This is a genomic window from Pseudoxanthomonas sp. PXM02 (assembly GCF_014851805.1).
GTDB lineage: Bacteria > Pseudomonadota > Gammaproteobacteria > Xanthomonadales > Xanthomonadaceae > Pseudoxanthomonas_A.
On record NZ_JACVAK010000003.1, the window covers coordinates 320,870 to 344,933 of the forward strand.

Genomic DNA, 24,064 nt, shown 5'->3' on the forward strand with positions numbered 1-24,064 from the left:
TTTTTTTTGGGCATGCTGTGCCCTTCGCTACCGAGGACTCCGATGAAACGACCCATCGCCCATCGCGCCCTGGCCGGACTGGCCTTCACCCTGATGGTCCTGGCCGGCTGCTCGCAGAAGACCGGCGACGACACCGGCGCGGCACCGACCACGCCGATCACGCCCTCGCTGATTCCGGCGCCGGCCGAACTGACGACGGGCGCAGGCAGCTTCGCCATTACCCCGGACACGCGCCTGTCGGCGACCGGCGAAGCGGCCACGCGCGTCGCGCAGCAGTTCGCGGCCTATCTGGAATCGGCAGGCGGTCCCGCGCTGGCGACCACGCAGGACGAAGACAAGGGCGCGATCCGTTTCGTGCTGGAAGCCGCCGCTGCCGACAAGCAGAACCCGGAGGCCTACACGCTGGACGTCACGCCCGACGGCGTCACGGTGAAAGCGCAGGACGAGCGTGGCCTGTTCTACGGCGCGGTGACGCTGTGGCAGCTGGTCACGCAGGGCGACAAGGGCGGCGCCACGCTGCCGGCGCTGCACATCCAGGACGCACCGCGCTTCGGCTGGCGCGGCTTCATGCTGGATCCGGCACGCCATTTCCAGCAGGTCGACGACGTCAAGAAGATCATCGACGCGATGGCACTGCACAAGCTCAACACGCTGCACTGGCATCTCACCGATGACCAGGGCTGGCGCATCGAGATCAAGAAGTACCCGAAGCTCACCGAGATCGGCGGTTGCCGCATCCCGGCCGGCGACGGCGGCAAGGATCCGAAGACGGGCGAACCGCGTCCTTATTGCGGCTTCTACACGCAGGACCAGATCCGCGACGTGGTGAAGTACGCCGCCGAGCGCCACATCACCGTGGTACCGGAGATCAACGTGCCGGGCCATGCGACGGCTGCGATTTCCGCCTATCCGGAGCTGGGTTCGATCGACACCCCGCTGGTGCCGTCGAACGAATGGGGCGTGTTCCCGAACCTGGTCAACGTGGAAGAAGGCACCATCACCTTCCTGGAGGACGTGCTGGGCGAAGTCGTCACGCTGTTCCCCGGCACCTACGTGCATGTGGGTGGCGACGAAGCGGTGAAGGACCAGTGGGAAGCGTCCGCGCGCGAGCAGGCGCGCATGCGCCAGGTCGGCGCGAAGACCGAGATGGACCTGCAGGGTTACCTGGTCGAGCGCCTCGAGAAGTACCTGTCCACACACGGCAAGCGCCTGATCGGCTGGGACGAGATCCTCGAAGCCAAGCTGCCGCCGGAAGCGACGGTGATGTCGTGGCGTGGGATCGAGGGGGGCCTGCAGGCCGCGCGCCAGGGCCATGACGTGGTGATGTCGCCGTCCAACAAGACCTACCTCGACTATCTGCAGACCGCGTCGCCGAACGAACCGCCGGGCCGTCCGGCGTTGATCACGCTGCAGGATGTCTACGGTTTCGAACCGGTGCCGGCGGAACTGGAAGAAAGCCAGCGCCACCACATCCTTGGCATCCAGGCCAATCTGTGGACGGAACACACGCGCACCTTCGCACGCCTGCAGCACAACGCCTTCCCGCGTCTTGCAGCGGTGGCGGAGACCGGCTGGTCGCCGGCGGCGAAGAAGGACTTCGCCAGCTTCACCGCGCGCCTGCCCACGCAGCTGAAGCGTTACGACGCGATCGGACTGGGTTACGCGAAGACGCCGTTCGAAGTCCTTGTCGCCACCGAAGATGACCGCAAGGCGGGCACGGCCAAGGTCACGCTGACCAATCCGCTGGACTATCCGGTGCACTACACCACGGACGGCAGCGAACCGACCCAAGCGTCGCCGACTTACGCTGCACCGCTGGACGTGAAACCGCCGACCACCGTGCGCGCCGCCGCGTTCGCCGACGGACGCGCGCTGGCACCGGCCTCCACGTTCGAGATCACGCCGGCATCGCTGCTGACCCGCACCGACGAAGCGATGGGCGTGTGCCCGGATGCCGGCCGTTTGCTGCTGCGCCTGGAAGACGATGGCCCGCTGGAAGGCGAGCGCGCGATCTTCAACGCGACGATCTTCTATCCGTGCTGGCAGTGGAACCAGGCCGACCTGGATGGCATCGCGACGATCAAGGTGCGGGCGGGCCGTATCCCGTACTACTTCCAGCTGGCCCACGACGAGCCCAACCGCAACTTCGAACCGGCGAAGTCGCCGCTGGGCGAACTGGAAATCCTGGGCGGCGGCTGCAAGGGCCACACGCTGGCGACGGTGCCGCTGCCTGCCGCGCCGAACGCCGACGGCTTCCTCGATCTCGAGGCTGCGCTGCCGGCGGGCACCACCGGCAAGCAGGACCTGTGCGTACGCTTCACCGGCGACACGCGCCCGCAGATGTGGGTGCTGGATCGCATCACGCTGCAGCCGCGCTGAAACACGCGCCGACAGGGAAGAGAGGCCGGGCATGTCCCGGCCTTTCTTTTTCAGGCGCGTGCGGGACGTAGACGCGCGTCGATGGTCGCCAGCATTCGGCGCATCGGCGTCAACATCGTGGCCGTTCCGGCCAGCACACCCAGCGTATTGGCCAGCGCATCACGCGGATCGGCCATGCGCGTCGTGGTCAGCGTGCCCTGTGCGAACTCCAAGCCAATGCCCAGCACGACCAGCAACAGCGCGATGAGCAGACTGGCGCGGCGCCTGGCGAACAACTGCACCGCCGACGCGGACAGCAGCGCATAGGCGAGGAAATGCTCCACCTTGTCACCGCCTTCCGGCACCGGCGGCAGCCCGCTCAGGTTGACCAGCGACAGCACGACCACCGCCATGACGGCGAACACCCACAGACCCAACCACAACCGCGGACGATGGAACGGCTTCAACGCGAAGAAGCCACTCACAGGCGCCAGCTCAGATCGTTGAACAGGAACGCCGTACCGAACTCGACATCGCTGGAGAAGCCCATCACCTGGAAGCGCTCACCCATTTCGCTGGGCAGCGTCAACCGCTTGGCTTCGTTGCGCAGGCGCAGCAGCGTGGTTTCGTCGGCCCGGGCCTCGGCTTCCGCCAGGCGTTCCTGCAGACCATTGCCCAGCAGGAAGTTCGCCTGCGTGGTGTAGCCGGCCAGGTCGAAGCCCGCCTGCGTGCCGGCTTCGGCCAGAGCAGTGAAGTCCACCGATGCGGTGATGTCCTGCAGACCCGGCCACAGATAGGCATCGTTGTGCACCCGGTGGCGGTAGTACGCGCGCAGCGTGCCGTCATCGCGGTCGGCCTGGTAGTACTCGCGCCGCGTGTAACCGTAATCGGCGAACAGCATCGCCCCCCGGTCCAGGCCACCCATCACCGCCTGGATCCAGTAGGGCAGCTGCGGCAACAACTCCGAGCGATAGCCGTCGGGGAAAGGCTGCCCGACATAGCGTTCGACATGGCGGACTGCGGCGGCCAGCAAGGCATCCGCCGGGCGATCGGTGCGCACGAAACGTCCCTCGCCATCCAGTGCGACGCCTTCCTCGAAGACTTCGCCATCGCGCAACGTGAAGCGCGGCGTCGGCAGCGCATCGATCACTTCGTTGGCGAACAGCACGCCGTTCCATGCGTCCGCCGGCGGTCCGTCCAGCCACTCGACCAGATCGAAGACCGGCGGGATCAGGCGCTGCCCCAGTCGCTCGCGCTGGCGTTCGCGCAGGTCCGCGCTGGGCTCGAGGATGGCGTAGCGCGCGGGCAACGCGTCCAGTTCGAGCAGGCGCTTGAGCATGATCTCGGCGAAGGCGCCGCTGCCGCCGCCGATCTCGACGAACTCCGCTTCCGGCCCGAGTTGCTGCAACACCGGTGCCACCGCCTGCGCGACACAGCTGGCGAACAGCGGCCCCATCTCGGGCGCCGTGGTGAAATCGCCGGCTTCGCCGAACTTGGTGCTGCCGGCGCTGTAGTAGCCCAGCCCCGGCGCATACAGGCTGCGCTCCATGAACCGCGAGAACGGCAGGCTGCCGCCCTCGGCGGCGATCTCGTTGCGGATGAAGGCTGCGAGGCGTTCGCTGTGCTCGCGCGCCGCGTCATCGGGAAGGGGGAGGTCGGCCTGCATGGTGCACCTGGAGCGGGAAACCCGGCCATTGTACGGGCCGCCTAACACTGCGACCGCGGCCCTAGCCAACCCGGAGGGGCACGCATAGAATCGTGATGCACAGCAGCAACGGACACGCCATGACCTATTGCGTCGGCATCGAAGTCAACGAAGGCCTGGTCTTCGCCGCGGATACCCGCACCAGCGCCTCCTTCGACGACGTGCGCGTGTACCGCAAGATGCACGTGTTCGAATGGCCCGGCGACCGCGTGTTCGTCATCATGTCGGCCGGCAACCTGGCCACCACGCAGCTGACGATTTCCCGGCTGCAGCGCGATGTCGACGATCCCAACGCGAAGCACAGCCTGCGCACGTTCTCGCACCTGTACGAAGTGGCCGAGTACGTGGGCGACACGCTGGTCGCCAGCCAGGTCAAGATGAAGGACGAGGCGCAGCAGAGTGGCGTCAACGTGCAGTCCACGCTGATCCTCGGCGGCCAGATCGCCGGCGAACGTCCCGGCCTGTACATGGTCTACCCGCTCGGCAACTGCATCGCCACCTCGCCCGAGACGCCCTACCTGCAAATCGGCGAGTCCAAATACGGCAAGCCCATCCTGGACCGCATCATCCGTCCCGAAACGCCGCTGGAAGACGCGGCGCGTTGTGCGCTGGTGTCGCTGGATTCCACCATCCGCTCCAACCTGTCCGTCGGCATGCCGGTGGACATGGCGCTGCTGCGCAATGGCGACCTGAAGATCAGCCAGAAGATGCGGCTGGAAGCGGATACGCCGCTGTACGCCGAGATTCACGACACCTGGTCGCGCAAGCTGGAAGCCGCGGTGCACAGCCTGCCGCGCTTCCCCTGGGAGCCGCAGCGCGCACCCGAGCAGACACCCGGTCCGCTGCCGGTGATGCCGCCGCGGCGTGCGCCGTCGCGGCAGGATCCGGGCGACGCGCAGGGGCAGCAGTAAGAAGAGGCTGGTGTGGGAGCGACGTCAGTCGCGATGGTCTGCCGCGATCTTCTGAAGATCGGGACGATATCGACTCGTCGCGACTGACGTCGCTCCCACAGACAGCGCCCACATCCCGCCACGCTGGCGTTAGCCGTGGAAGTACCCTTCCGCGATAGCGTCGTGCAGCGCGCCCAGGTGCACCTGGATCTGGTCCATGAACTCCGCGGGATTGCGCGTCGCAAGGACCGCAGGATCGGCGTTGCGGGTCAGGCCGATCAGGCGGTTGAGGTGGCGATCGACGCCCGGTCGGGCCGGCATGGTCGGCAGCACGCTCTGCACGCGCGTCAGGCAGAACTGCACGCTGCGCGGGAATTCGTTGTTCTGCAGCAGGAAGCGCAGGGCCAGTTCCGCGGTGACGCGCTGGCGTACGTGCCGACGGAACATCTGGTAGCCGGCCAGCGAGCGCAGCACGCTCATCCACTGCATGTTCTGGAAGGCCTCGCGATCGTCCTCGTTGCGCGGCGTGACCAGGCCTGACGCGCCGGCATCCATGATGCGCGTGGTCATGTCGGCCTGTTCAAGCCCGGTGCCGAGCCGCAGGAACTGGTAGCCGATGTCGCGACTGACGTTCGCGCTGAGCAGACCCGATACCTTCAGGCACCCGTCGACGATGCGCTGCAGGAATTCCAGCCGGTAACGCCGGCTGAGGCTGCGCTCGCCTTGCGCACCGATGTAGAGGTGCAGATCGTTGATCGCTTCCCACACATCCTGCGGCAACGTATCGCGGATGCTGCGCAGGATTTCGCGCGCCGAGTCCACCGAGGTGCGCAGCGACGACGGATTTCGCTCATCCAGCAGCAGGAAGCGGATCACGTCCGCATCGCCCGCCGCATCGGCCGTTTCCGGGTAACACAGTTCGAAGCATTCGCCCGCACCGACCGTGTCGATCATCGGCCGCCAGGCGAAGCGCACCGAACGCGGCATGTCGAGCTGCAGCTGGCTGCCCACGCCGACCAGGCGCGCAGTGTTCTCGGCACGCCGCACGTAGCGGCTGAACCAGTACAGGTTGTCGGCGACGCGCGACAGCATCAGGCAGCCTCCCCTTCGTCGTCGGAGAGATCGACCACCCAGGTGTCCTTGGCGCCACCGCCCTGCGAGGAATTCACCACCAGCGACCCCTTTACCATCGCCACGCGTGTCAGGCCGCCGGTGGTCACATAGGTGTCCTGGCGCGACAGTACGAACGGTCGCAGGTCGATATGGCGCGGCGAAGGCCCCTGCTTGGTGACGATGGGCGCGGTGGACAGCGCCAGCGTGGGCTGCGCCATGTAGTTGCGCGGATTGGCTTCGATCAGCGCCTTGAACTTCTCGCGCTGGCGCTTGGTCGAGCGTGGACCGATCAGCATGCCGTAGCCACCGGATTCGTTGGCCGGCTTCACCACCAGCTTCTCGATGTTCTCCAGCACGTACTTGCGCTCCTTCGCGTTGTGGCAGAGGTAGCTGGGCACGTTGGGCAGGATGGGATCCTCGCCCAGGTAGTACTTGATCATCTTGGGTACATAGGCGAACACGACCTTGTCGTCCGCGACGCCGGCGCCGGGCGCATTGGCCAGTGCGACCTTGCCGGCGCGCCAGCTGCGGATCAGGCCGGGCACGCCCAACACCGAATCGGGGTGGAACACTTCAGGGTCGATGAACAGATCGTCGACACGGCGGTACACCACGTCGACGCGGCGCGGCCCATACACGGTGCGCATGTAGGTGCAATCGTCGTCGGCGACGAACAGGTCGCTGCCTTCGACCAGCTCGATACCCATCGCCTGGGCGAGGTACGCGTGTTCGAAGTAGGCGCTGTTGAACACGCCCGGGGTCAGCAACGCGATCACCGGCGTGTCGCCGGGACGCGGTGACAGTGCAGCGAGCGTGTCGTAGAGCTGGCTGGGATATTCGTCCACCGGCAGGATCGAGCTGGTCTCGAACAGCTCCGGGAACACGCGCTTGGCCACCATGCGGTTTTCAAGCATGTAGCTGACACCGCTGGGAATGCGCAGGTTGTCTTCCAGCGCATACAGCGTGCCGTCGCCGTCGCGCACCAGGTCGGACCCGCAGATATGCGCCCACACACCCAGCGGCGGCGTGATGCCGACACACTGCTCGCGGAAGTTCACCGAGTCCTTCAGCAGCATCGCCGGGAACACCTTGTCCTTGACGATCTGCTGCCTGCCGTAGATGTCGCCGATGAACAGGTTCAGCGCACGCATGCGTTGCTTCAGGCCGGCTTCGGTGCGCTGCCATTCGCTGAGTGGGATGATCCGCGGGATCAGGTCGAATGGCAGCGTGCGGTCGACGTTGCGGCCGTCGGAGTACACGGTGAAGGTGATGCCCTGCACACGCGCCACGACATCGGCGGCAAGCTGTCGCTCGGCGAGTTCGCGGCCGGACAGTCCGGCCAGGTACTCCACCAACCGGCGTGCAGCCGGTCGCGGCCGTCCGTCGGCCTGGATCAGTTCGTCAAAGGTCGTGGTGCGGTACTTCGCCCAGTCCATTCGCCTTCCTGCTGTCCCCGGCCGGCACATCCGGCGAGGGCTGATGCGTCGCAACATGCCGTGGCAATGTGCATGCCGTCAAGCAGTCGTCGGCGAACCTGCTCGACTCACAATCTCGATGCGGCCTTGCGCCATTTCGGTGCAAAGCAGAGAGAATGATCGCCCCGCTCCGGAGTCGCCCATGTCCACCGCGCGTCGTGTTGTCCTGATCACCGGTGCCGCCCGCCGCGTGGGTGCTGCCATTGCGCAACGCCTGCATGCCGAAGGCTTCGACCTCGCCCTGCACTGCCGAGGCTCGATGACTGACATGCAGGCGCTGGTGGGCAGACTGGAAGACGTGCGCAGCGGCAGCACCCTGGTGCTGCAGGCGGACCTGGCCGCGTTCGACCGGCTGCCCGAACTGGTGGCGAAGACCGTCGGCCATTACGGCCGCCTGGATGGACTGGTCAACAATGCATCCGCCTTCTATCCCACCCCGATGGGCATGGCCACGCCGTCGCAATGGGACGAGCTGTTTGCGGTCAACGCACGCGCACCGTTCTTCCTGGCGCAGGCCGCGGCATCGCATCTGCGCGCCGTGCAAGGCGCCATCGTCAACATCGCCGACATCTATGCCGACAAGCCGCGTGCCGACCTGGCCGTGTATGCCGCGTCGAAGGCGGCCTTGCTGGCGGTCTCGCGTGGCCTGGCGGTCTCGCTGGCGCCGGAGGTCCGGGTGAACGCCATTTCCCCCGGCGCCATCCTGTGGCCCGAGGGTGGTATCGATCCGGATGTGCAGGCAGGTCTGCTGGCGCAGACGCCGCTGGGGCGCGTCGGCGATCCCGACGACATCGCCGGCACCGTGGCCTGGCTGCTGGGCGATGCAGCCGGCTACGTCACCGGCCAGGTGATCCGCGTGGACGGCGGACGCGGAATCGGCTGAAGCGGCTCAGCCGAAATCGATCGCCACCGCGACGGGCGGCGCATCGCGGTCGGGATGCATCCGCCACAGCGCGTCCAGCGACGCTCCGCTGCGGGGATCGACCTTGCCGGGCGCGATATCGGCCAGCGGCAGCAGCACGAAGGCGTGCTTCAGTTCGTCACGCGGCAGGCGCAGGTTGCCCGGCCCCTGCATCACCAGGTCATCGTAGAAAACGATGTCGATGTCGAGCGTCCGGTCGGAAAAACGTGGGCCGCTGCGATCGCGGCCATGCGCGTCTTCCAGCGCGTGCAGCCAGTCGTTCAGCGCGAGCGGATCCAGGTCGCTGTCGATCACGGCCGCCGAGTTGAGGAAATCGGTGCCATCGAATCCGACCGACCGCGTGCGGTATACGGGCGACAGCAGCACGTCACCGAAGCGTTCGCGCAGCGCCGCGACGGCCGCACGCAGGTGCCGTTCGGGGTCGACGTTGCTGCCCAGGCTGAGATAGGCCAGTCCCATGGATCAGTCCGGGCGCACGCCGCGTTCGATCAGCACACCGACATTGCGCGCACCGGTCACCGCACCGGGCTTGCTCAGCTTCAACCGTACCCAGGCCACGCCAAAGTCTTCGCGAATGATCGCCGCGCACTGCTCGGCCAGTGTTTCGACCAGGCCGAAGTTCGCTTCTTCGACAAAGGAAATCAGCCGCTTCGAGACCGCCTTGTAGTCCAGCGTGTGCGCGATGTCGTCGCTCGCTGCCGGCACGCGGTTGTCGAACGCCATCTCCACGTCCAGCGCGACGGTCTGGCGGATTCCGCGCTCCCAGTCGTAGATGCCGATGACAGTCTCGATGCGCAGGTCTTCGATGAAAACGATGTCCATGACGGGCTACAGATGACGGAGTGCGCGCATGGTAACGGCAAACCGCGACAGGCCTGTCATCCGGCGTTCGCGCTCACCTGCGGCAGCGTGGCCATGTCCCAGCGTGGCGTGACCTTCACTTCCGCGGCCTCGTGCTGGCCCGCTTCGAGCCGCAACGCGCCGGCAAAGGCGATCATCGCGCCGTTGTCGGTGCACAGCGACGGCCGCGGGAAGCAGGCGCGGCCGCCACGCTTGGCCGCCATCTCCTGCAGCTTGGCGCGCAGCCGCTTGTTGGCGCCCACGCCACCGGCGATGACGATGACGTCGCTGCCGGCTTCGTCGAGCGCGCGCTCGCACTTGATCGCCAGCGTGTCGACCACCGCATCCTCGAAGCCGCGTGCGATATCGGCCCGGGTCTGTTCGGTCTGGTCGCTGTCGCGCCAGGCCAGCAATACCTGGGTCTTCAGGCCGCTGAAGCTGAAATCCAGCCCGGGCCGGTCGGTCATCGGCCGGGCAAACCTGAACCGGCCGGGCGTGCCCTGCTCGGCCAGCGCCGCCAGCTGCGGTCCGCCGGGATACGGCAGGCCCATCATCTTGGCGGTCTTGTCGAATGCCTCGCCGGCGGCATCATCCAGCGTCTCGCCCAGCAGGCGGTACCGGCCGATGGCGTCCACGGCCACCAGCTGGGTGTGGCCGCCGGAGACCAGCAGGGCCACGAACGGCGCTTCCGGCGGGTCATCCTCCATCAGCGGAGCCAGCAGATGGCCTTCCATGTGATGGACTCCGACCGCGGGCACCTCCAGCGCCCAGGCCAGCGACCGGGCCACCCCCGCCCCGACCAGCAGCGCGCCGACGAGCCCGGGTCCGGCCGTGTAGGCCACCCCGTCGATATCGGCGGTGGTCAGCCCGGCCTCGGCCAGGGTCTGGCGGACCAGCGGCAGCAGCTTGCGGACATGGTCGCGACTGGCCAGCTCGGGCACCACGCCGCCGTACTCGGCATGCAGGGCGATCTGGCTGTAGACCGCGTGGGCGCGCAGCCCGGCGGCCCCGGACAGGCCGGTGTCGTAGACGGCCACACCGGTTTCGTCGCAGCTGGTTTCGATGCCGAGGACTCTCATGAGGGGGATCTGGGGGCTCGGAAAGGGGAGGGCAAGCAGGCCGGCGGCCCGGGGTGGGTTGCAGCGCCGGGTTCAGCCGCTATAATACGCGGCTCACCGGGTACGCCCGGATCGTTTACACCACCGAGATTACGTATGCCCAGCGTCAAAGTCCGCGAAAACGAGCCGTTTGAGTTTGCGCTGCGTCGCTTCAAGCGCACCTGCGAAAAGGCCGGCGTCCTGGCCGAAACCCGCAAGCGCGAGTTCTACGAGAAGCCGACCCAGGAGCGCAAGCGCAAGGCCGCTGCTGCGGTGAAGCGTCAGCTGCGTCGCAGCTCGCGCGACGTCACCAAGCGCCAGCGCCTGTACTGAGCCGCGTCGCTTCGCGAGAAGCCGGCACGCGCGAGCGTCGCCGGCTTTTTGTGTTTTTGGCGTCCGGCGGTCCCCCGCCCCGCCCACCCCTGTCCCCCCGGAGTCCACCATGTCCCTGAAACAGCAGCTCACCGATGACATGAAGGCCGCGATGAAGGCCGGCGAGAAGGATCGCCTGGCGGTCATCCGCTTGATCAACGCCGCCATCAAGCAGCGCGAAGTCGACGAGCGCATCGAGCTGGACGACGCCGCCGTGCTGGCCGTGCTGGAGAAGATGGTCAAGCAGCGCAAGGACTCGGTGAGCCAGTTCGAAGCCGCCAACCGCGAGGACCTGGCCGCCATCGAGCGCGCCGAGCTCGCCGTGATCGACACCTACCTGCCCGCCAAGCTGGGAGAGGCCGAGATCCTGGCTGCCATCGACGCCGCTGTCGCCGAGACCGGCGCCACCGGCCCGGCTGACATGGGCAAGCTGATGGGCGTGCTGAAGCCGCGTCTCGCCGGCCAGGCCGACATGGGCCAGGTATCGGCTCTGATCAAGAAGAAACTCGCGGGCTGAGCCCGCCGCATGGCGCCGGATCCTCTCCGGCGCCATGCCCCATCCGTGGCATCCTCGCGCCATGGATACCCCCGCGATCACCCTGCGTGCGGCCACCCGCGCCGATATTCCGCAGATCCTCGATTTCATCCGCGGCCTGGCCGAGTACGAGAAGCTCGCCCACGAGGCCGTCGCCACGCCCGCGCAGCTCGAGACGCACCTGTTCGGTGAGCACCCGTCAGCGGAAGTCGTCATCGCCGAGGCCGATGGCGTGCCTGCGGGCTTCGCCTTGTTCTTCCGCTCTTTCTCGACCTTCCTCGGCAAGCCGGGCCTGTATCTCGAGGACTTGTTCGTGCTGCCCGACTACCGCGGACTAGGCCTCGGCAAACGGTTGATGGTGCACCTCGCGCAATTGGCCGTTTCGCGCGGCTATGGCCGCTTCGAATGGTCGGTGCTGGACTGGAACGAACCCGCGATCCGCCTCTACCGCAGCCTGGGCGCTATCGGCCTGGATGAATGGACCGTGCAGCGTGTCAGTGGTGACGCGCTGCAAGCGCTCGCTCGCAGCGATGCGTGAACACCACGACCACGTCGCCGTAACGAACTGCTGACACGGAACTCGGCACCCTCGACGCATGGACCGTCGAGCCCATCTCCATCGATTGCGCACGCGGGCGCGCATGGCGAGCGATCGCGCCAACCGCAGCCTGCCCGCTGCACTGGTGCGGCGCTTCATCGAAACCGACCTGATGACACAGGCCGCGTCGCTGTCGTTCTATGCCCTGCTGTCACTCGCGCCGCTGCTGGTGCTGCTGCTGTGGCTGACCGCCTCGCTGTATCCGCCGGCACAGCAATCGCTGCTCGACCAGATCCAGCAGCTCGCCGGTCCCAGCGCCGCCGCAGTCGCCGACACCGTGATCCGCAACGCCAGCGATCGCCCCGATGTCGGCTCACTGGCGGGATGGTGGAGCACCGCCCTGTTGTTCATCGGCGCCACGGTCGTATTCGCGCAGTTGCAGGGTGCGCTCAACCTGATCTTCCGCACCGATGCGCAACGGCTCAACGGGCTGATGGCCTGGCTGAAGAAGCGCGTGTTCTCGCTTGGTGTGGTGTTGGCGATCGGCTTCCTGCTGGTCGTCTCGATGATCGCCACGACTGCCCTGCAGGTGGTGTTCGCGCGGCTGCCATCGCTGCTCCCTGCGCTCGGCTACACCACTACCCTGCTGCTGTACGCGCTCGCGTTCGCCTTCTTCTACCACTATCTGCCCGACCGGCGCGTGGCGTGGCGACAGGCGTTCCTCGGCGGCGTCATCACGGCGCTGCTGTTCGCCGGTGGCCGCTATCTGATCGGCCTGTACCTGGCGGAGGCCGCGCCAGGCAGCGCCTATGGTTCGATGGGCGCGCTAGTGCTGCTGCTGGTCTGGATCTATTACGCCAGCGTGGTGTTCTTCGTCGGTGCACTGCTGACGGCGGTCATCGACGAGCGCCAGCACGCGCGGCGGCAGGCAAGGATGTTGCCTACGCCGGAGGATCCTCTTCCGACCAGTGACGGCATTTCGATGTCTGGCCAATCCCGGGATTGAAACTATTGGTGGGGTCCAGCCCGCGGTAGAACGTGGCCAGCGCCGGCTTGGCGCGATAGAGATGGCCGACATTGTGCTCGGCTGGGTACTCGGCACCGCGCGCATCGAGCAGCGCCCACAAACGATGCTCCACCACCAGCGGATCGACGCCCTTCTTCACGATGTAGTCCTGGTGGAAGACATGGCAGAAGAAGTGGCCGTAGTAGAGGCGCGCGATCATCGTGGTCGCCACGTCGGCCGGCAGATGCTCGACCCAGTCGCGATCGTTGCGCCGCAGGGCGACGTCCAATGCGACGATGTCCTCCACCTGCGTCGCATGCACCGCGCGGTAGCGCACCGCCGCGCCCGCGACGGCGAAGCGCAGCAGGAAGGCTTTGCGGCCTTCGTCGGCATCGCAGGCGAAGAAGGCACCATCGCGATCGCCGAAGAAGTCATGCAGAAAAGCCCGCGTGGCGTCGGCATCGCGCGTTGAGACCTTCAGCAGCAGATGGTGCTCATAACGGTCGCGGTATGCGCGCAGCCGCGGCGGCAGGTGGTCGGGCAGCAGCGCGGTCAGCGACTGCAGCACACGGTCAGTCAGTCCGCGCAGGCCGAGCCGCTCGCACCAGCCATCCATGCGACTCTTCAACGCGAATGCACCGGGGACCTTGTCGGTGCCGAAGCGATCGATCAGCAGGAAGGTGTCCTTTCCGTACCGGTCGCCGATGTCGAACGCATCGCGGTGCAGGTATTCGCCGGCAATCGGCAGGCGCTCGAACGCGGTCAACAGATGGCGACGCACCTCGGTGAGGTCGTCCGGATCGTTGCTGCCGATGTAGAAGACCGACGCCGCCTCCTTCTCGAAGGTATCCAGTCTCACGGCGAACACGGCGAGCCGGCCTGCGCATCCCGAGGCTTCGTGCAGGCGCGACGGATCGGCGTTGTAGCGGGCGGGCGTGGGGGCGTCGACCTGCCGGACATGCGCGGCATAGCGTGGATCGGACGCTGCGCGTGAGGGATCGTGGACGACGGCATCCGTCGTGTAATCGCCCGATTGCAGCCGCGAAAGAATCTCCTCCGGCGTGTCGCCCAGCGTGATGCCCAGATGGTTGACCAGCCGCAGCGTGCCGTCTTCGCCCAGCTGCGCATACAGCGCCAGCTCGGTATAGGCCGGTCCACGCCGCACCAGCGCCCCGCCGGAGTTGTTACAGACGCCGCCAAGCACCGATGCGCCGATGCACGAAGAACCAATGACCGAGTGCGGTTCGCGCCCCAGTGGCGCCAGTCGCTTCTCCAGCACATCCAGCGTCGCCCCCGGCAGGCAGACCACCTGACGCCCCTCATCCAGCAGCTGCACGCCGCCAAGGCGCAACGTGCTGATCAGGACGACGCCGCGGTCGTACCCGTCGCCATCCGGCGTCGAACCACCGGTCAGGCCCGTGTTGGCCGCCTGCAGAAGCACGATGCGATCGGCCGCCACGACCGCCTGCAGCACCCGCCACAGCTCCAGCAGGGTTCCTGGGCGTGCCACCGCCAGCACCGGGCCGTCGCCGAAGCGGTAGCCCTTGCGATAGCGCCGTGTGGCGCGGTCGCCGGTCAGGACATGGCGATGGCCGATGGTCTCGCGCAGTCGCGCCAGCAGGACATCGTCAGAAAGGACTTCAACGGGCATGAACCCATGGTAGCGCGGCGGCGCCATGGCTCGTCGTGGCATCCTATGCGACCCATGGCCCGCATCCCCGACGCCTTCATCGACGAACTGCTCGCCCGGACGGATATCGTCGAGGTGGTGGGCGGGCGCGTGCCGCTGAAGCGGCAGGGCAAGGAGTATTCGGCCTGCTGCCCGTTCCACGACGAGCGCTCGCCGTCGTTCACGGTGTCGCCGACCAAGCAGTTCTATCACTGCTTCGGCTGCGGCGCACACGGCACCGCGCTGTCGTTCCTGATGAACTACGACCGCCTCGAGTTCCTCGATGCGGTGGAGGAACTGGCGCGCCGCAACGGCATGGAAGTGCCGCGCGAGACGCAGCAGCGCAACGAGAACAACGACACCCGCGACCTGTTCAATGCGCTGGAAGCGGCCGCGCGCTTCTTCCAGCGCAATCTCGACGGCAGCGAGAAGGGCAAGACGTATCTCGACGGCCGTGGCGTGGATGCGGCGATCCGCACGCAGTTCATGATCGGCTATGCGCCGGACGGCTATTCCGCACTGAAGGATGCGCTGGGCACGGACGAGCGCCGGATGAAATTGCTGGACCGCGCCGGCCTGTTCTCGAAGAACGACCGCGGCCATGTCTACGACAAGTTCCGCGACCGGGTGATGTTCCCGATCCACGACCGTCGCGGTCGCGTGATCGCGTTCGGTGGCCGTGTGCTGCAGAAGGACGACGGCCCGAAGTACCTCAACTCGCCCGAGACCGCGCTGTTCCACAAGGGGCGCGAGCTGTACGGCCTGTGGCAGGTGAAGCAGGCCAACCAGAAGATCGCGCGGCTCGTGGTGGTCGAGGGCTACATGGACGTGGTCTCGCTGTTCCAGTTCGGCGTGAAGGAAGCCGTCGCCACGCTGGGCACCGCGACCACGCCGGAACATGCCGAACTGCTGTTCCGCAACGCACCCGATGTGTACTTCTGCTTCGACGGCGACGCGGCCGGCCAGCGCGCCGCGTGGCGTGCGCTGGAATCGGTGCTGCCGCGCATGAAGGACGGACGGCAGGCGTTCTTCCTGTTCCTGCCCGACGGCGAGGACCCGGACACGATCGTGCGACAGGAAGGCGCGGCGGGCTTCGATGCCCGTCTGCAGCAGGCGATGCCACTCTCGCAGTTTTTCTTCGACGAACTGGCCAAGGACATCAAGCTGTCCACGCTCGACGGCAAGGCGCGGCTGGCCGAGCGCGCGCGTCCGTTGCTCGCGCAGATTCCCGATGGCGCGTTCGGCGATCTGATGCGCCAGCGCCTGACCGAGATCACCGGCGTTGGTGCCGGCAACGCGAACGCTACGCCTGCGGCAGCGGCGGCACCCACGCGCCGCGCCGCGCCTTCGCAGGGCGGGCACAACAAGCCCAGCCTGGTGCGCAGCATCATCGTGCGCCTGCTGCACAAGCCGGCGCTGGCACTGGCGATCGAGTCGACGCACGGCTTCTCCGCGCTGCGGTTGGCCGGCATGGAGTTGTTGCTGGAAATGATCGAACTGGTGCATGCGCGCCCTGACATCACCACCGGCGTACTGCTGGAGCACTTCGCCGAACGCGACGAGGCCGCGGCACTGCAGAAGCTGGCGATGCAGGAACTGCCGGGCGACGAGGACAGTTGGCGGCAGGAGCTTCTCGACGCCGCCGTGCAGCTGGAGAAGCAGATGCTGCAGCAGCGACTGGACGAACTGCAGGCCAAGCAGCGCAACGTGGGCCTGGACGAAACCGACAAGTACGAACTGCGCACCCTGCTGCAGGCCCGCATCGGCCGCCACTGAGGAGTCCGTGATGACCCGTTTCGCGCTACCGCTGTTCCTTCTGTTGGCGGGCGGCCTGTCGCTCACCGCGCACGCCACCGACTTCACGCAACCGCAGCCCGGCCTGCACACCGGCGGCCAGCCTTCGGTGGAGGATCTTGCGCGTCTGAAATCGGAGGGGGTGCGCACCGTGATCGATCTGCGTGGTCCGCAGGAAGACCGCGGTTACGACGAGGCGGCCGAAGCGCGCGCCCTCGGACTTGCCTACATCGCGCTGCCGATCACGGGGAAGGACGACATCACGGCGGCCAAGGCGAAGGCATTGGGCGACGTGCTGAGAGCGCAGGACGGCGACGTGCTGCTGCACTGCGCATCCGGCAACCGCGTGGGTGCGTTGCTGGCGTTGGATGCGATGGCGTCCGGCGCTTCGAAGGAAGAAGCGCTCGAACTGGGCCGGAAGGCAGGGCTGAAGTCGCTGGAGCCGGTGGTGGTGGAGCGGCTGGCAGCGCCGGAACAGAACGACTGACAGCCTCTTGTGGGAGAGACGTCAGTCGCGAACGCTCTTCGTTGGAAGCCTCCGCCACCATCGATACCCCGTCTTCGGCATCGCGACTCACGTCGCTCCCACGGGGCACAGATCGGCGGCCGCTGGTTACCCCGCCGGCACGAATTCGATGCCGGCAGCCGAAGCCGCCGGCCGCAGCAGCGGCATCACCCAGTGGTCGACCAGCAGGAACGCGAACAGCGCCATCAGGTAGACGATGGAGTAGTTGAACACGCGCATCGAGAAAAACTCGTCCGGCGGATCCAGCAGGCGCCACGCGTACCAGAGGAACACCGCGCCCAGCACCAGCGCGCCGCCCAGGTAGAAGAAGCCGCTCATGCCGAACACCACCGGCAGCACCGTCACTTCGACCAGCAGCACGGTGTAGAACAGGATCTGCCAGCGGGTGTAGGTCACGCCGTGCGTCACCGGCAGCATCGGCACCAGCGCGCGTGCGTAATCCTCGCGGCGGAAGATCGCCAGCGCCCAGAAATGTGGCGGCGTCCATACGAAGATGATGAGGACCAGCAGCAACGCATGCGGCCAGTCCCACTCGCCCTGCATGCCGGTCATCGTCGCCCAGCCGAGCAGTGGCGGCGCGGCGCCGGCGATGCCGCCGATGACGATGTTCTGCGGCGTGGCGCGCTTCAGGAACACCGTATAGATCACTGCGTAACCGATCAGCGAAGCGAATGTCAGGATCGCCGTGATCGTGTTGACCCACAGCACCAGGATGGCCATCGACAGCGCGGCCAGCACCAGTGCGAACGCCAGCGCCTGCCACGGTTTCACCTGGCCCTGCACCAGCGGACGCCACGAGGTGCGCGCCATCTTCGCGTCGATGCGGGCGTCCAGCAGCTGGTTGATCGCGGCGGCGCTGGACGCGGCCAGCCAGATGCCGAGGAAGCCCAGCGCGCCGCGCAGGAGTTCCGCACCATCGGGCAGGCCGTCGATGGCGAGGAACATGCCGACGATGGCGGTGAACACGATCAGCGCCACCACGCGCGGCTTCGTGAGGTCCCAATACTGGCGGAAGGTCGATGCCATCAGTCGGGCCTACGCAGGCGCGCGGTCAGCGAGACCATCGTGAACAGCAACAGCACCGCACCGGCGTTATGCGCGACTGCGACCGGCAGCGGCAGGTTGAGCTTGACGTTGAGGATACCCAGCGTGACCTGCGCAGCAATCAGCACGACCAGTGTCAGCGACCAGCTGCGCATGCCCGGGGTGCGGAACAGTCGCCATGCCAGCGCCAGGACGTACAGCGCGACCACGATCGCCATGATGCGATGGCTCAGCTGGATCGCGATGCGCGCGGCACCGTCGAGCACGCCGCCCTCGTAGTCGACACCGATCCCGCGCCACAGCACGAAGGCTTCGCTGAAGTCAGCCGGCGGTGCCCACTGGCCCACGCATTTCGGGAAATCCATGCCACAGGCGAGCGCCGCGTAGTTCGCACTGACCCAGCCGCCCAGGGCGATCTGGATGCCGAGCAATGCCAGGCCGCCAATCAGCCAGCGACGCAGCACGGTGGCGTCCGCCAGCGTGATCGGTCGGTCGGTGGCGCGCCACGCCATCCACACGAGCAGCGAGAACGTGGTCAGTCCGCCGAGCAGATGACCCATCACGACGATCGGCTTCAGCAGCCACGTCACCGTCCACATGCCGAGCAAGGCCTGGCAGATGATCACCGCCAATGTCAGCGCGCCCGCGCGCGCCAGGTCGATGTTCGACCAGCGCAAGGCCGCGAACAGCAGGATCGCCTCACCGATGATCGCGAGGACCGAGGCTTCGACATGTTCGCCGTGCATGTACAGCGGGATCGCCGCACCAACGAGTCCGGCGGCGACCAGGATCTGCGCGATGCCCCAGCGGCGGCGGCGCGCGGCCAGCAATGCCAGTACCAGCACCAGCACGCCGAGCGACGCGGCGAGGTGGCGGTGCACCTGCTCGCGCCACGCCTTGTGGGTTTCGAACGGACGGATCTCGCTGGCGACGTGCGAAGCGGCTTCGTCCACCGCCTTCGGCCACGCAGCGCGGCCGTAGCAGGTCGGCCAGTCGGGGCAGCTGAGGCCGGCGTCGGACAGGCGCACGAATGCGCCGAACACGACGACACACAGCGTCAGCGCGACCGCCAGCCAGGCGATGCGGTGGAAATGACGGTAGATCACGGGGCGCGCAACAGCATTCATCATCTGTAATTCTGGCGGTGGCTCAGATGAGCTTGATCAGCTTGGACACATCGGTGCGCAGGTGGCCCGGATCGAAACCCGGGGCGTAGCGCAGGATGACGAAGCCGTGGGGATCGATCACGTACACCGGCGTGCCGGCGGCATCGTCTACCTGCGGCAGCCTCGCGCGCAACGGATCATCAGCGCGCACCAGGCGCAGCGCCGAGTGGCGCGGCGCATTAGCCGGGTAGTCGCCGATCCAGAGGATGTCGACCTCGTCGGCGTTGTGGCCGAACAGCTGCCACACCGTATCCAGATCCGTCGCCAGCTTCGTGCAGGCCTGCGTGCAGCCCGGCGACGGCGCGGCGACGATGCGCCAGCGGCGCTCCGCCGGCTTCCAGTCGTAGCGGTCGCCATCAACCAGCGACGGCGCGAGGTCGCGCGCATCGGCCGGCGGCTGCAGCATCAGGCCGTGGTTCTTGTGCCCGGCCGGCTGCCAGCCGGAAAAACGCAGGATGCCGGCACCGAACACGGTGCCGAAGAACAGGGCGAACAGGCCGACGAGCATCCACCGCCCGCGACGCCGCTGGGCGGGATCGAATGGTTTTGGGTCCATGGGCGCCATTTTCTCACGCCCGGACGATCATTGCCCCTTTCGGGCGGCGCGCCGGCTGCGCCAGGTCAGCACCAGCGCCGTCACCAGCACCGCGCCGGCGAGGCCGAACCACTGCACCGCGTAGCCCACATGCCGCTCCGGTGGCAGCGTGTTCGGCAGGATGTCCAGGTCGCGTGCGTAGCCGATCGGCAGGTCCGGATCGAGTTTCAGTACTCGCGGCGCCAGCGTAGACAGGCCCAACGCCTGTGCGATGTCCTGCCGTTGCAGCGCGATCACCAGCAGGCTGCCATCCGGTTGTGCGCTGGGCGGCGCGTGGGCGATGCCCTCCGAGGGCGGCGGTACCAGCAGGCCCGCCACGCGATGCGGGCCCGGCAGCGGCGCTACGGCCGGCATCACGCGGTTGCCCGGTACCGGCAGCCAGCCCAGCTCCACCAGCAGCGGCGCCCCCGCGCTGGCGGGCTGGAACACGCGATAGACGCGCACGCCGGGCTGGCGATCACGCGTCTGGTTGTCGAGCAGGAGGGCCGGTGCAGGCAGGAACTCGCCCTCGCCCGCTGCCCAGTCGTAGGCCTGCGACCGCGCCTTGTCCGCAGCCGATGCCAGCGGCTGCGGCTGGCGCTCGGCCAGTACGCGCGTTGTTTCCGCCAGCATGGCTTCCTTCTGTTCGGCCCGGCCCCATTGCCAGGCGCCGAGGCTGCCGAACAGCGACATCGCCAGCACGGCCAGGGTCCAGCCGACAGGCAGCGGCATGCGCCGGCTCATGGGCTGCGTCCGAATGTCGCACCCGCCCACCCCTGCGGATGGCGCGATAATGCGCGCCTCACTGCCGAAGTCCCATCGAGGACGCCATGAACGATTCGCTGAAAACCCTGCTGATCATCGCCTTCCTCATCCTCATCGTGTGGAACCTGGGCGCAGGCCTGTACTACATGCTGGTGGACAAGGGCGAGAGCAAGCGCACGGTCAACGCGTTGACCCGCCGCATCGCGCTATCCGTGGGCCTGATCCTGCTGGTCGTACTGGCCATCAAGATGGGCTGGATCCAGCCGCACGGCATCAATCCCGGCTGAGTTGCTTCCGCGCATTGTCCCGCGCGCGGCGCACCGCGCCAACCGGGCAAAAGAAAAGGGCCGGCATTGCCGGCCCTTTCTTCATTGCGGCATCGCCCGCGCTTACAGCACGTAGACGAACAGGAACAGGCCCAGCCACACCACGTCGACGAAGTGCCAGTACCACGCCACGGCTTCGAAGCCGAAGTGGTCGTCCTTGGTGAAGTGGCCCTTGGCGCAACGGAACCAGATGATCGCCAGCATGAGCGTGCCCAGCGTCACGTGCAGGCCGTGGAAGCCGGTCAGCATGAAGAACGTGGAGCCGTAGATGCCCGAACCCAGCGTCAGGTTCAGCTCCTTGTAGGCGTGGATGTATTCCTCCGCCTGGAAGAACAGGAACACGCAACCCAGCAGCACGGTGGCACCCAGCCAGATCAGCAGCTGGCTGCGGTTGCCGGCCTTCAGCGCATGGTGCGCGATGGTGATGGTCACGCCCGAGGTCAGCAGGATCAGCGTGTTGAGCAGCGGCAGGCCCCATGCCGGGATGGTCTGGAAGTGACCGCCCACCTGGCCCGGACCGGCGCTCGGCCACGCCGCCGAGAAACCTTCCCAAAGCAGGCTGTTGGTCATCACGCCATCGCCTTCGCCACCCAGCCACGGCAGCGACAGCGTGCGGGCGTAGAACAGCGCGCCGAAGAACGCAGCGAAGAACATAACTTCCGAGAAGATGAACCACACCATGCCCATGCGGAACGACACGTCCACCTGGCGGTTGTAGCTGCCGCTCACGGATTCGCGGATCACGTCGCCGAACCACATGAACAGCGTGGCGCACAGGCCGACGACGCCGGCGTAGAACGTCCACATGCCGAACGACAGGTCGTTGAGCCAGCTGGCCACGCCGAACATCGTGATGAACATGGCGATGGAGCCCACGAACGGCCACTTGGAGCTGTGCGGCACGAAGTAGACGTTGGCGTCTGGCGATGGGGCGTTTGCCATGGCGATGCTTCCGGTTGCTAAGGCGTGATCAGGGTGCCGCGAGCGGCTTGGGCGACGCCGTGCCCGTGCCGATCTGCGCGGTCAGGGCGTCGTTCTTGAAGAAGGTATACGACAGGGTGATCGTCTTCACTTCCGGCGGCAGGTCCTGGTCCACGATGAAGCGGACCGGCATGTCGCGGCTTTCGCCGGCCTGCAGGGTCTGGGCGGTGAAGCAGAAGCACTCGGTCTTGGTGAAGTAGCCCGACGCGCGCGCCGGCGCGACCGACGGCACCGCGCTGCCGACGACGGCGCGCTCGCTTTCGTTGCGGGCGAAATACTTGGCTTCGTACAGCTCGCCGGGTACGACCTGCATGGTCAGCTGCTCTGGATGGAAGGCCCACGGCAGCTTGGAGTTCACGCCGCCGTCGAACTGCACCGTGACGGTGCGCTTGGCCTTGGCCGCGGCGGCCGCCGCGACCTGGCCCGGACCCTGCTCCAGGCGAATGCCGAACACCTTCTCGCACGCGATGCGGTACAGCGGCACCAGCGAGAACGTCAGCACGAACACGGCCAGCGCCACGCCTACCAGCTTGAACAGCCCCGCCGAGTTGGACTTGGCAGCCGTCATGCGCTGAGCACCGCGCGGCCGATGAAGGCGACGAAGATCGCGAACGCGATGCCCCCGATCACCCACGCGGTCCGCAGCACCGCCTTGCGGCGGCGTGCGAGTTCTTCGGGGGTCAGCGCGGGGGCATTCATGGCACTAGACGCTCGTCAGGCTCAGTGCGTCACGTCGCCGTGCGCCAGGTCGCCGTCCTTGATGACCGGCGGCGTGGTGAAGGTGTGGTGCGGCGCCGGCGACGGCACGGTCCACTCCAGACCCTTGGCGTGTTCCCAGGCGCGCGCTTCGGCCTTCTTGCCGTTGCGCAGCGAGGACCACAGGATCGCGGCCATGATGAACGGCGTGGCGAACATGCCGAACGCGCCGATCGAGCTGATGAAGTTCCAGTCCGCGAACACCGGGTTGTAGTCCGGGATGCGGCGCGGCATGCCGGCCAGGCCCAGGAAGTGCTGCGGGAAGAACAGCAGGTTGACGAACACGATCGTCCACCAGAAATGGAACTTGCCCCAGAACTCGCTGTACATGCGGCCGGTCCACTTCGGCCACCAGTAGTAGGTCGCGGCGATGATGGAGAACAGCGCGCCGGTCACCAGCACGTAATGGAAGTGCGCCACCACGAAGTAGGTGTCGTGGTACTGGAAGTCCGCCGGCACGATGGCCAGCATCAGGCCGGAGAAGCCGCCGATGGTGAACAGGATGACGAAGCCCACGGCCCACAGCATCGGCGTCTCGAAGGACAGCGAGCCCTTCCACATCGTGCTGACCCAGTTGAACACCTTCACGCCGGTCGGGATCGCGATCAGCATGGTGGCGAACATGAAGTAGATCTCGCCGCCCAGCGGCATGCCCACCGTGAACATGTGGTGCGCCCACACGATGAACGACAGGAACGCGATCGAGGCGGTCGCGTACACCATGGCCTGGTAGCCGAACAGCGGCTTGCGGCTGAAGGTCGGGATGATTTCCGACACCACGCCGAACGCCGGCAGGATCATGATGTAGACCTCGGGGTGACCGAAGAACCAGAAGATGTGCTGGTACATCACCGGGTCGCCGCCACCGGCCGCATTGAAGAAGCTGGTGCCGAAGAACTTGTCGGTCAGCAGCATCGTCACCGCACCGGCGAGCACCGGCATCACCGCGATCAGCAGGAACGCGGTGATCAGCCAGGTCCAGCAGAAGATCGGCATCTTCAGCAGGTCGATGCCCGGCGCGCGCATGTTCAGCACGGTCGCGATGATGTTGATGGCGCCCATGATCGAGCTGACGCCCATCATGTGGATCGCGAAGATGGTGAACGCGACGTTGTAGCCGCCCTGCAGCGACAGCGGCGGGTACAGCGTCCAGCCACCGGCGGGCGCGCCGCCCGGCAGGAACAGCGACATCAGCAGCAGGGTGAAGGCGAACGGCATGATCCAGAAGGACCAGTTGTTCATGCGCGGCAGCGCCATGTCCGGCGCGCCGACCTGCAGCGGGATCATCCAGTTGGCCAGGCCGACGAACGCCGGCATCACGCCACCGAAGATCATGACCAGCGCATGCACCGTGGTCATCTGGTTGAAGAACTCGGGGCTGACCAACTGCAGGCCCGGCACCATCAGCTCGGCACGGATGATCACCGACATGCCCGCGCCGATGATGAACATGATGAAGCTGAAGATCAGGTAGAGGGTACCGATGTCCTTGTGGTTCGTGGAGAAGAACCACCGGTCGATGAAGCCCTGCTGGTGACCGTGATGATCGTCGTGCCCATCGTGATGAGAATCGTGGGCGACGTTGGAGTTGGCCATGTGCTTACTCTCTTGA

Annotated in this window: 25 protein-coding genes and 1 pseudogene; 10 read left to right on the forward strand and 16 right to left on the reverse strand. The window is 66.8% G+C overall.

Going from position 1 to position 24,064, the window contains the following annotated elements; translation table 11 throughout:
- The first annotated feature begins 42 nt into the window (after nt 1-42).
- The gene (locus IB225_RS15485) at nt 43-2,379 is read left to right on the forward strand and encodes a family 20 glycosylhydrolase (RefSeq protein WP_192312165.1); all 2,337 of its coding nucleotides are present in this window, start codon (nt 43-45) and stop codon (nt 2,377-2,379) included.
- Nucleotides 2,380-2,429: 50 nt separating this feature from the next.
- On the opposite strand, the gene IB225_RS15490 is transcribed toward IB225_RS15485, so the two are convergent.
- A complete protein-coding gene (locus IB225_RS15490) occupies nt 2,430-2,852 on the reverse strand; it encodes a VanZ family protein (RefSeq protein WP_192312872.1) in 423 nt (140 codons plus the stop codon).
- Nucleotides 2,840-4,024 (reverse strand): SAM-dependent methyltransferase, encoded by a 1,185-nt coding sequence (locus IB225_RS15495; protein ID WP_192312166.1) that lies wholly within the window; start codon nt 4,022-4,024, stop codon nt 2,840-2,842. Before IB225_RS15495 ends, IB225_RS15490 begins: the two co-directional genes overlap by 13 nt.
- Before the next feature lie 119 nt (nt 4,025-4,143).
- Between IB225_RS15495 and IB225_RS15500 the strand changes: the two genes are divergently transcribed.
- On the forward strand, nt 4,144-4,974 hold the full coding sequence (locus IB225_RS15500) for a 20S proteasome subunit A/B (RefSeq protein ID WP_192312167.1): 831 nt from the start codon (nt 4,144-4,146) through the stop codon (nt 4,972-4,974).
- 129 nt (nt 4,975-5,103) lie between these two features.
- Here IB225_RS15500 and IB225_RS15505 read toward each other — a convergent pair whose 3' ends face one another.
- Both IB225_RS15505 and IB225_RS15510 read right to left on the reverse strand, forming a co-directional pair.
- Nucleotides 5,104-6,045: an alpha-E domain-containing protein gene (locus IB225_RS15505; RefSeq protein WP_192312168.1), complete on the reverse strand. Its 942-nt coding sequence runs from the start codon at nt 6,043-6,045 to the stop codon at nt 5,104-5,106.
- Complete coding sequence (locus tag IB225_RS15510) at nt 6,045-7,502, reverse strand: circularly permuted type 2 ATP-grasp protein (RefSeq protein WP_192312169.1); 1,458 nt, start codon at nt 7,500-7,502, stop codon at nt 6,045-6,047. Before IB225_RS15510 ends, IB225_RS15505 begins: the two co-directional genes overlap by 1 nt.
- 181 nt (nt 7,503-7,683) lie before the next feature.
- Between IB225_RS15510 and IB225_RS15515 the strand changes: the two genes are divergently transcribed.
- Complete coding sequence (locus tag IB225_RS15515; protein WP_192312170.1) at nt 7,684-8,424, forward strand: pteridine reductase; 741 nt, start codon at nt 7,684-7,686, stop codon at nt 8,422-8,424.
- 6 nt (nt 8,425-8,430) lie between these two features.
- Here the strand turns inward: IB225_RS15515 and folK are convergent, their stop codons facing one another.
- Genes folK through tsaD form a run of 3 tightly spaced genes read right to left on the reverse strand, consistent with a single transcriptional unit; the run spans nt 8,431 to nt 10,382 of the window.
- Nucleotides 8,431-8,922: a 2-amino-4-hydroxy-6-hydroxymethyldihydropteridine diphosphokinase gene (gene folK, locus IB225_RS15520; RefSeq protein ID WP_192312172.1), complete on the reverse strand. Its 492-nt coding sequence runs from the start codon at nt 8,920-8,922 to the stop codon at nt 8,431-8,433.
- Nucleotides 8,923-8,925: 3 nt separating this feature from the next.
- Entirely contained in the window at nt 8,926-9,285 is a 360-nt protein-coding gene (gene folB / locus IB225_RS15525) for a dihydroneopterin aldolase (RefSeq protein ID WP_192312174.1), read from the reverse strand.
- 56 nt (nt 9,286-9,341) lie between these two features.
- On the reverse strand, nt 9,342-10,382 hold the full coding sequence (tsaD, locus tag IB225_RS15530; RefSeq protein WP_192312176.1) for a tRNA (adenosine(37)-N6)-threonylcarbamoyltransferase complex transferase subunit TsaD: 1,041 nt from the start codon (nt 10,380-10,382) through the stop codon (nt 9,342-9,344).
- 135 nt (nt 10,383-10,517) lie between these two features.
- Between tsaD and rpsU the strand changes: the two genes are divergently transcribed.
- From rpsU to IB225_RS15550, 4 genes and pseudogenes are all read left to right on the forward strand, one after another.
- The gene (gene rpsU, locus IB225_RS15535; protein ID WP_002808376.1) at nt 10,518-10,733 is read left to right on the forward strand and encodes a 30S ribosomal protein S21; all 216 of its coding nucleotides are present in this window, start codon (nt 10,518-10,520) and stop codon (nt 10,731-10,733) included.
- Between the two features lie 109 nt (nt 10,734-10,842).
- Nucleotides 10,843-11,289: a GatB/YqeY domain-containing protein gene (locus IB225_RS15540; RefSeq protein ID WP_192274276.1), complete on the forward strand. Its 447-nt coding sequence runs from the start codon at nt 10,843-10,845 to the stop codon at nt 11,287-11,289.
- Between the two features lie 61 nt (nt 11,290-11,350).
- Nucleotides 11,351-11,845 (forward strand): GNAT family N-acetyltransferase, encoded by a 495-nt coding sequence (locus IB225_RS15545; RefSeq protein WP_192312178.1) that lies wholly within the window; start codon nt 11,351-11,353, stop codon nt 11,843-11,845.
- Nucleotides 11,846-11,948: 103 nt separating this feature from the next.
- Nucleotides 11,949-12,755: pseudogene (locus tag IB225_RS15550) on the forward strand (YihY/virulence factor BrkB family protein); the annotation flags it as partial.
- A 31-nt stretch (nt 12,756-12,786) separates the two neighbouring features.
- Here the strand turns inward: IB225_RS15550 and dld are convergent.
- On the reverse strand, nt 12,787-14,502 hold the full coding sequence (gene dld / locus IB225_RS15555) for a D-lactate dehydrogenase (RefSeq protein ID WP_192312182.1): 1,716 nt from the start codon (nt 14,500-14,502) through the stop codon (nt 12,787-12,789).
- 54 nt (nt 14,503-14,556) lie between these two features.
- Between dld and dnaG the strand changes: the two genes are divergently transcribed.
- Both dnaG and IB225_RS15565 read left to right on the forward strand, forming a co-directional pair.
- A complete protein-coding gene (gene dnaG / locus IB225_RS15560) occupies nt 14,557-16,296 on the forward strand; it encodes a DNA primase (RefSeq protein ID WP_192312184.1) in 1,740 nt (579 codons plus the stop codon).
- Between the two features lie 10 nt (nt 16,297-16,306).
- Nucleotides 16,307-16,801 (forward strand): sulfur transferase domain-containing protein, encoded by a 495-nt coding sequence (locus IB225_RS15565; RefSeq protein ID WP_192312186.1) that lies wholly within the window; start codon nt 16,307-16,309, stop codon nt 16,799-16,801.
- Between the two features lie 126 nt (nt 16,802-16,927).
- Here the strand turns inward: IB225_RS15565 and cyoE are convergent, their stop codons facing one another.
- Genes cyoE through IB225_RS15585 form a run of 4 tightly spaced genes read right to left on the reverse strand, consistent with a single transcriptional unit; the run spans nt 16,928 to nt 20,368 of the window.
- Nucleotides 16,928-17,866 (reverse strand): heme o synthase, encoded by a 939-nt coding sequence (gene cyoE, locus IB225_RS15570; RefSeq protein ID WP_192312187.1) that lies wholly within the window; start codon nt 17,864-17,866, stop codon nt 16,928-16,930.
- On the reverse strand, nt 17,866-19,011 hold the full coding sequence (locus IB225_RS15575; RefSeq protein ID WP_192312189.1) for a COX15/CtaA family protein: 1,146 nt from the start codon (nt 19,009-19,011) through the stop codon (nt 17,866-17,868). The genes cyoE and IB225_RS15575 overlap by 1 nt, the downstream gene beginning before the upstream one ends.
- A 22-nt stretch (nt 19,012-19,033) precedes the next feature.
- Nucleotides 19,034-19,606, reverse strand: a complete 573-nt coding sequence (locus IB225_RS15580; protein WP_192312191.1) for a hypothetical protein — start codon at nt 19,604-19,606, stop codon at nt 19,034-19,036.
- Nucleotides 19,607-19,633: 27 nt separating this feature from the next.
- Nucleotides 19,634-20,368, reverse strand: coding sequence for an SURF1 family protein (locus IB225_RS15585; protein ID WP_192312193.1), 735 nt, complete (start codon nt 20,366-20,368; stop codon nt 19,634-19,636).
- A gap of 86 nt (nt 20,369-20,454) precedes the next feature.
- Here IB225_RS15585 and IB225_RS15590 point away from each other — a divergent pair, with 86 nt between their 5' ends.
- Nucleotides 20,455-20,676, forward strand: a complete 222-nt coding sequence (locus tag IB225_RS15590) for a twin transmembrane helix small protein (protein WP_162335975.1) — start codon at nt 20,455-20,457, stop codon at nt 20,674-20,676.
- A 102-nt stretch (nt 20,677-20,778) separates the two neighbouring features.
- On the opposite strand, the gene IB225_RS15595 is transcribed toward IB225_RS15590, so the two are convergent.
- The 4 genes from IB225_RS15595 to ctaD are packed head-to-tail and all read right to left on the reverse strand — an operon-like array spanning nt 20,779 to nt 24,048.
- Nucleotides 20,779-21,657 carry a cytochrome c oxidase subunit 3 gene (locus tag IB225_RS15595; RefSeq protein WP_192312195.1) on the reverse strand — a complete coding sequence of 293 codons (879 nt, stop codon included), beginning with the start codon at nt 21,655-21,657 and terminating at the stop codon, nt 20,779-20,781.
- Nucleotides 21,658-21,685: 28 nt separating this feature from the next.
- Nucleotides 21,686-22,264 (reverse strand): cytochrome c oxidase assembly protein, encoded by a 579-nt coding sequence (locus tag IB225_RS15600; protein WP_192312197.1) that lies wholly within the window; start codon nt 22,262-22,264, stop codon nt 21,686-21,688.
- A complete protein-coding gene (locus tag IB225_RS20555) occupies nt 22,261-22,395 on the reverse strand; it encodes a hypothetical protein (protein ID WP_255527987.1) in 135 nt (44 codons plus the stop codon). The genes IB225_RS15600 and IB225_RS20555 overlap by 4 nt, the downstream gene beginning before the upstream one ends.
- Nucleotides 22,396-22,416: 21 nt before the next feature.
- Nucleotides 22,417-24,048 carry a cytochrome c oxidase subunit I gene (gene ctaD, locus IB225_RS15605; RefSeq protein WP_192312199.1) on the reverse strand — a complete coding sequence of 544 codons (1,632 nt, stop codon included), beginning with the start codon at nt 24,046-24,048 and terminating at the stop codon, nt 22,417-22,419.
- Nucleotides 24,049-24,064 lie beyond the last annotated feature (16 nt).